General features: G+C 65.0%; 5 protein-coding genes and 1 pseudogene. All 6 read left to right on the top strand.

What is annotated here, in order from left to right; genetic code table 11:
- Positions 1-867 precede the first annotated feature (867 nt).
- The gene (locus ABZU52_RS30415; RefSeq protein WP_354974378.1) at positions 868-7,029 is read left to right on the top strand and encodes an RHS repeat-associated core domain-containing protein; all 6,162 of its coding nucleotides are present in this window, start codon (positions 868-870) and stop codon (positions 7,027-7,029) included.
- A 186-nt stretch (positions 7,030-7,215) separates the two neighbouring features.
- Positions 7,216-7,560 carry a hypothetical protein gene (locus tag ABZU52_RS30420; RefSeq protein WP_354974379.1) on the top strand — a complete coding sequence of 115 codons (345 nt, stop codon included), beginning with the start codon at positions 7,216-7,218 and terminating at the stop codon, positions 7,558-7,560.
- A 99-nt stretch (positions 7,561-7,659) separates the two neighbouring features.
- Positions 7,660-7,932: pseudogene (locus tag ABZU52_RS30425) on the top strand (IS481 family transposase); the annotation flags it as partial.
- A gap of 300 nt (positions 7,933-8,232) precedes the next feature.
- Positions 8,233-8,847, top strand: a complete 615-nt coding sequence (locus tag ABZU52_RS30430; protein WP_354974380.1) for a sigma-70 family RNA polymerase sigma factor — start codon at positions 8,233-8,235, stop codon at positions 8,845-8,847.
- The gene (locus ABZU52_RS30435) at positions 8,847-9,314 is read left to right on the top strand and encodes a hypothetical protein (RefSeq protein WP_354974381.1); all 468 of its coding nucleotides are present in this window, start codon (positions 8,847-8,849) and stop codon (positions 9,312-9,314) included. The genes ABZU52_RS30430 and ABZU52_RS30435 overlap by 1 nt, the downstream gene beginning before the upstream one ends.
- 165 nt (positions 9,315-9,479) lie before the next feature.
- Positions 9,480-9,653 (top strand): hypothetical protein, encoded by a 174-nt coding sequence (locus tag ABZU52_RS30440; protein WP_354974382.1) that lies wholly within the window; start codon positions 9,480-9,482, stop codon positions 9,651-9,653.
- The last annotated feature ends 91 nt before the right edge of the window (positions 9,654-9,744 follow it).

Raw genomic sequence — 9,744 nt, forward strand, 5'->3', positions numbered from 1 at the left:
ACCACCAACAGACCAGCCAGACCGAGCCAGATATCGTCACCCCTGCACCGACCGGCAGCAGGTAACCACCCCTCCATCAAAGCGGGGGAAGCTCATACCCCCGCCATGGCTGAAGGCCTTCAGGACTACTGCGGCCTGCGCGATCTAACGACCGAGAGGTTAGTTTGGGCGCCATCACCCCTGCGACCTTCGCGCTCAACTACTTCGCGGCCAAGGCGATCTACGCCACGTGCCTGTTCCGCCCGTAGCGCCTTGTCCTCTGCGGCCGTACGCCCGCGAGTAGCGGCGAGGGCGGCAGTGAACGCTTGCCACCAAATCCTTGCCCTCATTAAATCCCCGCTTTCATCATCGCCTGAGTGCGTCGGGCAGTGTCACGATCAATCACTGCCTCTCTGCTTCCACTGATGCGCAGACCTCGCAGGTCTCATGAACCGCTTCCGGTGCAGGACGGTGTCGTCATCGAACGCTCTGTCCCGCCCGGCGCGATCATGATCGCTTGAGAGCGCAAGGGGTAGTGAGGGTGGGTGGCTTGGGCCTTGCGAAGCAGGCGTGCTACGTCGACGGCAGAGTGTTGCCCCAACAGGTGACCTCCCGGGCTGCCGCCCAGCCTTGCGACAGGTGGAGGCGACCGGCCATGGTCCTGATCAGGCATGGTCGCTGGTTGAAGCCATGATCATCTTGCGTCAAGGATCGGCGACCGCTGAGTGGATCATCAGCAGCGTTACACAAAGTTGCCATTGACCAAGATTAATAACGGCCCGTATCGTGCGGGCTTACTCATTGTTCAATCGACCCCGAGGAGGGCCGTCAGTGGCCCCTGTGCGCTCAAAACAGCCCCGTCATCATCGGCGCGCACCAATCGTCTCGATGATCCACATCTCCAGACTTCACCGAACAAGGCTGGGTCGCTTCGCTCTCGCCAGCATGGCATCGGTGCTTGCCGTCACCTTGACCGACGTGCCCAGGCAGCCGGTGCAGGCCGCGCCGGCGAAGGCTCCGGAGCAGGTGCTGGAACGCCCGGACGAGATGGCCGCGCTGGTCACTGCGCGGCTCACCGGCAAGCGGGTCCGGATTACCGGCATGACCAGCGAGACCGCGGAGTATGTCGCCCAGCCCAATGGTCAGGTCGAGGCCACTGTCCACACCGGCCCTGTCCGGCTGCGGCGGGATAACCAATGGGTGCCGGTTGACCTCACCCTGCAACCAGAGGCGGACGGCTCGGTTCGCGCCCTGGCACACCCGCTGGACTTGCGGATCTCTGGTGCCCGCAAGGGCGGTGGGGAGTTGGCTGCGGTTGGCGTCGGCGACGGACGGCTAAGTATGGGCTGGGCCGGTGCCCTGCCTGTGCCGGTGCTTGCGGGCAACAGGGCCACCTACCCGGAGGTGGCCGCCGGCATTGACCTGGTGGTGGAGGCCACCAGGACCGGCTTCGCGCAGTTCCTGACCGTGAAGAACCGGCAAGCGGTGGACCAGATTCCTGCGCTGGCATTTCCGCTGACCGGCAAGGGTCTCTCCTCGTTCAGTCAGGACAGCTCCGGAGCGCTGCTGCTCAAGGACGCCAAGGGTCGGCCGATCGCGGCCGTTCCGGCGCCGGAGATGTGGGATGCCCGGCGGACCCCGGGCACTCAAGAGCCGGCCCGGCGGAGGGTCGTGCCGGCTAAGTCCGAGCGGCTCGCCGCGCGGTCGGGGCATTCGGATGGTCTAACTATGCGGCTGAGCCCGGACCTCGCCTGGCTCAAGGACCCGGCTACCCAGTATCCAGTAACCATCGATCCGCAGGTCAATCCCCTCTACACCACGTTCGACACGTACGTGAAGGAGGGAGACAATGTTGACCGGGGTGGGGCGACCGACCTCCACCTCGGCCTGCTGGCAGGCTCACCGAATGTCAAGGCTCGGGCGTTCGTCAACTGGGGCGTCTCGGCTCTGCGGGGCAAGCAAATTACCTCGGCGACGGTGAACTTCTGGAACTTCTGGTCGAACACCTGCACGGCTACCTCGTGGGAGATCTGGACCACCGGTGCCGCCTCCTCGGCGTCCCGATGGGGTACTCAGCCGGCCTGGGTACAGCAAGAGGCCACCTCTACCCAAACCAAGGGCGGCTCGACGTGCGCCGACGGCTGGGTGAGCATCAGCGGCACGAACTTCTTCCAGCGGGCAGCCACTGCCAGCCAGCCCACCGCGTACATGGGCGTGCGAGGCACCGACGAGACGAGCACCAACAGCTTCAAGCAATTCCGATCCCGCAACGCGGTCGACAACAGCCAGGTCCCGTACGCGGTGGTGAACTACAACTCGTACCCGGCCGTCGGCACGCGCTCGACGGTGCCGGCCACGGACTGTGTGACCGGGTCGTCCCGGCCTAAGGTCAACACGGCTATCCCGCAGCTCAGGTCCGTCATCTCCGACGCTGAGGGATCGACGGTCAAGGCCGAGTTCGAGTGGTGGACGCTGTCCGGTAGCACCAAGCTCGGTAGCGCGATCACCGGCACCGCAGCGTCCGGCTCGACGTTCAACACCACCGTGCCGGCCGCCATGCTTAGTCACAACACCTCCTACAAGTGGCGGGTCCGTGGCAACGACGGCACGGTCAACGGCACCTGGTCGACGTTCTGCGAGTTCACCGTGGACACCTCGATCGGCAGCCCACCGATCGTCAGCTCAACCGCCTACCCAGAAAACCAGTGGGGCGGTGACGCCAATGTCGCCGGAGACTTCACCTTCGACCCGAACGGCATCAGCGACGCCGCCGCCTACGAGTACAGCCTCGACGTGCAGCCGCCGAACAAGGTGGTGAACGCGCCGTCCCTCGGGGCTCCGGCAACCGTCAGCATCAAGCCGCTGACCCCCGGCTGGCACTCCGTCTGGGTCCGTACCCGTGACTCAGCTGGCAACGTAACCGCCCTGCGCAACTACCCGTTTAAGGTCGGCGCTGGAGCGATCACGTCGCCGAAGGCAGGAGACGTCAGCGGGGCGAAGGCGGTGCTCAGCTCGACCGCTGCGCCTTCCTTCGTCGATGTCACTTATCAATGGCGCCGGGCCAGCTCGGACGCCTGGGTCACCATCCCTGCCCCGCACGTCACCTACGCGGTCGGCGGTGGCGCGGTGACCTGGCCCGTCGCTCTCTCCTCTGGCGTGGCACCCAAGCTGAACTGGGATGTCGCGGGGACCCTGGCCTCGGTCGACGCGGCGAGCGTCCCGCGGGACGGCCCAGTGCAGGTACGGGCCAACTTCAACCTGAGTAGCAACGGCGCACCCGCCGACGGGGTGAAGTTCCGGTTCGACCGCAACCTCGCTTCGGCCGACACCGCGCAGGTCGGCCCAGGCGAAGTCAACCTAATCACCGGCAACTACCAAATCTCGCAGTCGGACGTCTCGGCATCAGGTCTGGGAATCTCACGCACCGTTAACAGCCGGCAACCGCAGGGCCTTGATCCGCTCTTCGGGCCCGGCTGGGTGTCCGGTCTGGCAGTAGAGGAGGCAAAAGCGCCGTATACCCGGCTAACTACCTACGGCAGCCTCGTGCAGGTCAAACTGCCAGACGACTCGACAATCGGGTTCACCAAGATCGACAGCGCGGGTGTGAACTATGAGGCTCAAGTTGGCGCAGAAGCCAACAGACTGACGTTCAACTCAGCTACCAGCACCTTCACCCTCGCCGACGGCTCAGGCAATGTGGTTACCTTCAGCCGCACCTCGACCGACCCGGCCAACGTTTACACGCCGACTGCTGCCATCGCGCCTGGCTCGGGTAACACCACCACGTACTCGTGGGAGAAAGCCACCGTCGGAGCCAACGAGATCATGCGGCCGACGCGGATGCTGGCACCGGTCCCGACAGGCGTCACCTGTACCACCCTGGTCAAGGGTTGCCGAGCGTTAACCTTCACCTACGCCACCGCCACGACAGCCACCGGCCTGGCTGACGGCACCTGGGGCGACTTTGCGGGCCGAATCAAGCAGATCTCCTACACCGCTTGGGACCCGGACCTGGGGACTCCGGCGATGCGGACGGTCGTGTTGGCCCGCTACAGCTACGACAGCGGCGGCCGACTGCGGACCTTCTCCGATCCCCGACTGGACTACACCAGCGGTGGTGTACCCCAGCAGTTGCGGACTGTCTACTACTACAACGGCGACGGGATTATCGTCTCGATAACCCCGCCGGCCCAACAGGTCTGGCAGTTCTCCTACACCGCGGTGCCGAACGACCCAGGCAAGGGACGTCTGCACAAGGTCACCCGGTCAGCCCTCGCCGCCGGCACGGCGGTGGAGACGGTGGTCTATCAGGTCCCAATCTCTGGCAGCGGTGCGCCATATGATCTTTCCGCCAGCCAGAGTGCACGGTGGGGCCAGGCGGAACCGCCGACCGACGCCACGGCGATCTTCCCCGCCAGCCAGGTGCCAACCGGCGACCCTGCCACCGGCACACTGCCCGGCTCTTACGAGCGGGCCAGGGTCAGTTATCTGGACGCCAATGCGAGGACGGTAAATGCCGCTGAGCCAGGCGGCCACATCGCGACAGTCTGGTACGACGCGTCGGGCAACCTCGCAGGCCAACTCGATTCGGGCAACCGAAAGCGGGCACTCGACGCCTCTCCCAGCGATAACGCCAGCGCCGAGGCGCAGCTCGCGGCGAAACTCGCCACCCTTAGCGTCTTCGACGGAAAGTTGCTGCTGGAAACCTTCGGGCCAGAACATGACGTGATGCTCGACTCCGGCACGGTCGTGCGCGGTCGGCAACACACCCAGCTCACCTACGACGAAGGGGCACCAAGCAGCGGCGGACCCTATCAACTGGCGACCACCGAACGGGTCTCAGTCAACTACGTCGGCGCCGGGCAGACCCTGGACGCGGACACCCGCACCAAGACCACGGAATACGACTGGACGGTGCGCCAGCCTGTCAAGATGACCGTTGCACCGGGTGATCTGGACCTGGTCACCCGCACTGGCTATGACAACGAAGGACGCGTGATCAGCACCACGGCCCCGGCCGGAGGCAGCGTGGACACCACCCCGGCAACTCGGGTCACCATCTACTACAGCGCGGCGGCCAACGCTAGCTACCCTGAGTGCGGCAACCGGCCTGAGTGGGATGGCTTGGTCTGTCGCACCCAGACAGGCGGTCAACCAGAGTCCGGCCAAGAATTGCCGATCACGGTCACCACCTACGACATGTACGGGCAACCACGCGTGCAGTCGACGAGAACCGGATCGGGCGAGCTGCGGCGAACCGAGGCCATCTATGACTCCGCTGGCCGCCAATCGGAGTCTTCGGTGACCGCGGCTGGATTGGGCGCGGCGCTCGAGAAGCGGCGCATCGTCTATGACCAGCCCAGCGGGCAGGCCGTTCGGTCCCAAACGGTCAACGGCTCGGGCTCGGTGACAGCCGAAATCATCCGCGCTTACGACACCTTGGGCCGAATGACCTCATACACCGATGCCGACGGCACTGTCACCATTACCACCTTCGACATCGAAGGCAGGCCAGCCACACAAAATGACGGCAAGGGCACCCGCACCTACACCTACGACGGTGGCGCTGAGCGACGTGGCCTGCCGACGTCTGTGGCGGATAGTCAGACGGGCACCTTCACCGGCAGTTTCGACAGCGAAGGGACCCCGGTTAGCCAGACCTGGCCCAATGGACTCGTGGTGGGCATAACCACCGACGAAAGCGGCGCAGCCCGCAGCATCACCTACACCAAGCCGGGCTGCGGCCAGTCCGACTGCACCCTCTACACCGAAACCGTCACCTCCAGCGCTCACGACCAGTGGCGCAGCCGCACTTCAACCCTGTCCGTGCAGAACTACACCTACGACCAGGCGGCCCGGCTTACCGGCGTCGCGGATACCGTCGCCGGCCAATGCACCACCCGCAACTACGGCTTCGACGCCGCCACCAACGCCACCAGCCAGACGGCATTTGGCCCGGAGACAGGCGGCGCCTGCCAGACGACCACCGCCAGCACCACCCGCGAGTGGAGCTACGACAGCGCCGACCGCACCAGCGACACCGGCTACACCTACGACGCCCTGGGCCGCACGTTGACCCAACCGGCCATCGACTCCGCGGTCACCGGTGGCGTTGGCAGCACCATGACCTACCACGTCAACGACATGGTGCGCAGCATCACCCGAGGCACCCGCACCACCACCTACACCCCGGACGTCGTGCCCAACCGAATCCGCTCCTGGATCGACACCGCCGACGGCCTCACCAGAATCAACCACTACGGCGCCGACGGCGACAGCCCAAGCTGGACCGATGAGGGCAGCGGCAAGCATTCCCGGGCCATCAGTGGGCTCGGCGGGATTGCCGGCCTGTTCACTAACACGACCGGGGTCGTCTGGCAGATCACCAATCTGCACGGTGACCTCGTCGCTGGTATGACCGAAAGCGGCACCGGGCTGGCCTATACCAGCGAATACGACGAACACGGCAACGCCCGCAACTCCGCCGACGCCGGCACCCGACGCTACGGCTGGCTCGGCACCCACCAACGCGCCGCCGACACTCCCGACGGCTCAATCCTCATGGGCGCCCGCCTCTACAACCCCAGCACCAGCCGCTTCCTGTCCACAGACGCCATCTACGGTGGCAACGCCAACCCATACGAGTACGCCACTGGTGACTCGGTCAACAAAGACGATATCTCCGGAAACCTGTCATGCTGGCGTACCGGCGGCAGTACGCGCAAGTGGTACACCTGGTGGGGCTCGTGGGGAGGTTACCGCGTCGACCGGAACTTCCAATGCTACGTCTCACACGGCGACGTCAAATATGCTACGCGATGGGGATATGCATATACCATTGCCGGCATAATCGCGGCCATCTTTTCTGGCCCTGCGGGGTGGGCATTCGGCCTCGCAGTCGCCGTGATCGGTTGGTTGGTGTGGGAGTACAGCGAAGCGTGCACCCGAAAGCGAGGAGCGTACTTCAACGGGTACGGCCGACTGTGGTTTAACAGGAGTTGGAGTTTCCAATGGGGATACGGGGGGATCAACCGCAAGTTTTGCGCATAGACAAGCTATGGGGCCCGGAGAGGTGGACGAATGCAACCCAGAGTCGACGTGTGGTTGGCTGGCCGAACGGCCGGGGAGTTGACGCCTCCACCAAGGTCGATCACCGATGGCAGCGAAGCGGCATCAGTCGTGCGCACCTGCTGCCTTGGTCGGTATGTGCCGGGCCGCACGGCGGTTAGCCTCCCGGTGGACGCGGCAACGGCCAAGCGGTTCGCCCAGACGTGCAGAATGGAGGCCATTTTAAGGCGTAAGGTGATTCCGGCAGCTCTCATTGCAGTGGCCTTGATCATCATCGTGCACATCGTTGACTCAGTGAGCAATGATGCGCAGCATCTCGGATCGACGCTGCTAGTATCGCTCATCCTGCTGCTTGCCGTTCTGACCCTAAAGCTCGCGCTAGACCTGCGCCGCTCGCCGCATCACCCAAGAGAAATGCGGGGCGATGTTTACATAAATGGCGTTGACCGCAGGGTGGCCGAGACTTGGATCGAGCTCAATCCGGCAGGTTCTATCAAGATCGTCAATCGGTGACACGGCCATGCTGAATGGATAATTGAAGCAGGATCTTGGGTGGGCGTCAGGCTGGCGCCCACCCAGGGTCATGCAATAACGGGCAAACTTTGCGTGCGGGGCGTTACCCGCCTGGCCCATCGCGACCAGGCTACCCGAGAGCCGATCCGCCGCTACGAACACCCGCATCCCGGCGACCTGGTCGACGTCGACATCAAGAAGCTCGGCAACATCCCCGACGGCGACGGCTGGCGCACCCAGAGCCGCGCTCAAGGCAAACTTAACCGCACCGCCACCCCCGCACACACCACCGACGCGTGGGGCGGCGCCCGGCTCGGCTACGCCTACCTCCACACTGCGATCGACGACCACTCACGATCGGCCTACACCGAGTGCTCACGGCTCGTTCCAGTCCGTTGTCGGGGTCGTCGCGGCGGCGCCCCGGCGTCATGCGATCTGGCCATGCTTCGTGAGCAGGGGAGTGCACAGCGGTGGCGAGGTATTAGAGGACTCCTTTACTCGGCCGGTTTATGCTTGAGGTGACCTGGACAAACGTGCGCGAGCATGTCGCTGGGCCACCGGACTACTGGGGGTCAAGGGGTCGTCGGTTCGAATCCGGCCGTCCCGACGCAGGTGAGGGGCCATCTCGGAAGTTCGAGACGGCCCCTTTGTCGTACCTGGGTGACTAACTGAGTGACTACGCCTCTGCGTCGGGGATCCGGTCCATGGCGACTGCGCCGCGGCAAGTTCGAGGCGGGCAAGGCGAACCCGTACGCGGTCGTCTCCGCCGAGATGCTGGCCGCGTACGAGAAGCTGTCCAACCTCGCTCGGGGACTGGGCTTGAAGACGGAGTACGAGGTGGTCCCACCGCCGGGCATGGTCGACCTGAACCGCACCAACCTGGTCGTGGTCGGTAGTCCCCGGATTCTGCCGTTCGTCGGGCAGGTGCTCGCATCCGATCCGAAGCTGGGCTTCGGCAGCGATGACGACGGCGTCTATCTCGTGAACCGACAGACCGGCGAGGAGTTCCGCTCTCCGTCGGACGGCGGCGAGCCGGTCGACTATGGATACCTGGGACGGCTGCCCCGCCCTGATGGACGTGGCACCTTCCTCTACCTCGCAGGCATCCACGCCATGGGCACCCTTGGGGTCACACAGTACCTGGACGACCACCTGGACGAGCTGTACCGCGAGGTGAAGAACCGGCGGTTCTCGCTGCTGGTCGCCTGCACCTACGACCCGAAGAAGCGGGTCGTGAAGAAGGTCGACGCACTGACGCCGATCTACCGCAGCGAAGGCGTGGCCTGATGCGCGTCTCAACCGCCTCGAAGGCCGGCAACCCGAAATCGCCCAACGAGGACTGGGCCATGGCCAGCGAGAACCTGATCGTGGTTCTCGACGGTGCCACGGGCCGCACCGGCACGGGCTGCGTCCACGGCATTGCTTGGTACGCGGCAAAGCTCGGCTCTGCTTTCGCCGGCCTGGCGGCCGATCGTGACTCGGAGTTGGTCAACGCGCTGATGTATGGCATCCGGTTCACCGCCGACCAGCACCGAGACACCTGCGACCTCAGCCACCCGGGTACACCCTCGGCCGCCACAGCGGTGCTGCGACTTAAAGACACGGCGTTGGAGTACGTCGTTCTCGGTGACGTCACGGTGCTGATCGACACTGTCGACGGCATCCAGGTCATCACTGATGACCGGGTGGACAAGACCGCCCGTGCAGAACGTGACGAGGCCGACCGGCACCCGTTCGGATCGGCCGAGAAGTAGGCGGCGTTGCTGCGGATGAAGCACGCGGAGTTGGCCGCTCGTAACCAGCCCGGCGGGTATTGGGTGGCAGCGGCCGACCCGTTCGCCGCTCGGCACGCGATTACCGGAGAAGTACCGCTCGACAGCGTCCGACGGGTCGCCGTGCTAACCGACGGAGCAGCACGTTTGGTCGCCCTGTTCGGTCTGCTCGACTGGCCCGACGTGCTCGACGTCCTGGCCCACGACGGCCCGACCGAACTGATCAGCCGAGTCCGCGCCATCAAGGCCGTCGACCCGTCCTGCATGAAGTGGGCGCGTAACAAGCGCAGCGACGACGCCACCGCTGTCTACGCCGCCTAAGGGACGTCTCGTAACTGGGTGAAGGCGTTGCCCGGCACCGGCCCGGTGGTCAGCCGACGAGGATGATGTTGTGGAGGTTGGCGATGCCGGA

This window comes from Micromonospora sp. NPDC005220, from assembly GCF_040607895.1.
GTDB lineage: Bacteria > Actinomycetota > Actinomycetes > Mycobacteriales > Micromonosporaceae > Micromonospora.

What these genes read in the sequence shown, in the direction of transcription:
- ABZU52_RS30415 (WP_354974378.1), top strand. Translation starts at nt 868, where the DNA reads ATGATCCACATCTCCAGACTTCACCGAACAAGGCTGGGTCGCTTCGCT.
- ABZU52_RS30435 (WP_354974381.1), top strand. Translation starts at nt 8,847, where the DNA reads ATGCGCGTCTCAACCGCCTCGAAGGCCGGCAACCCGAAATCGCCCAAC.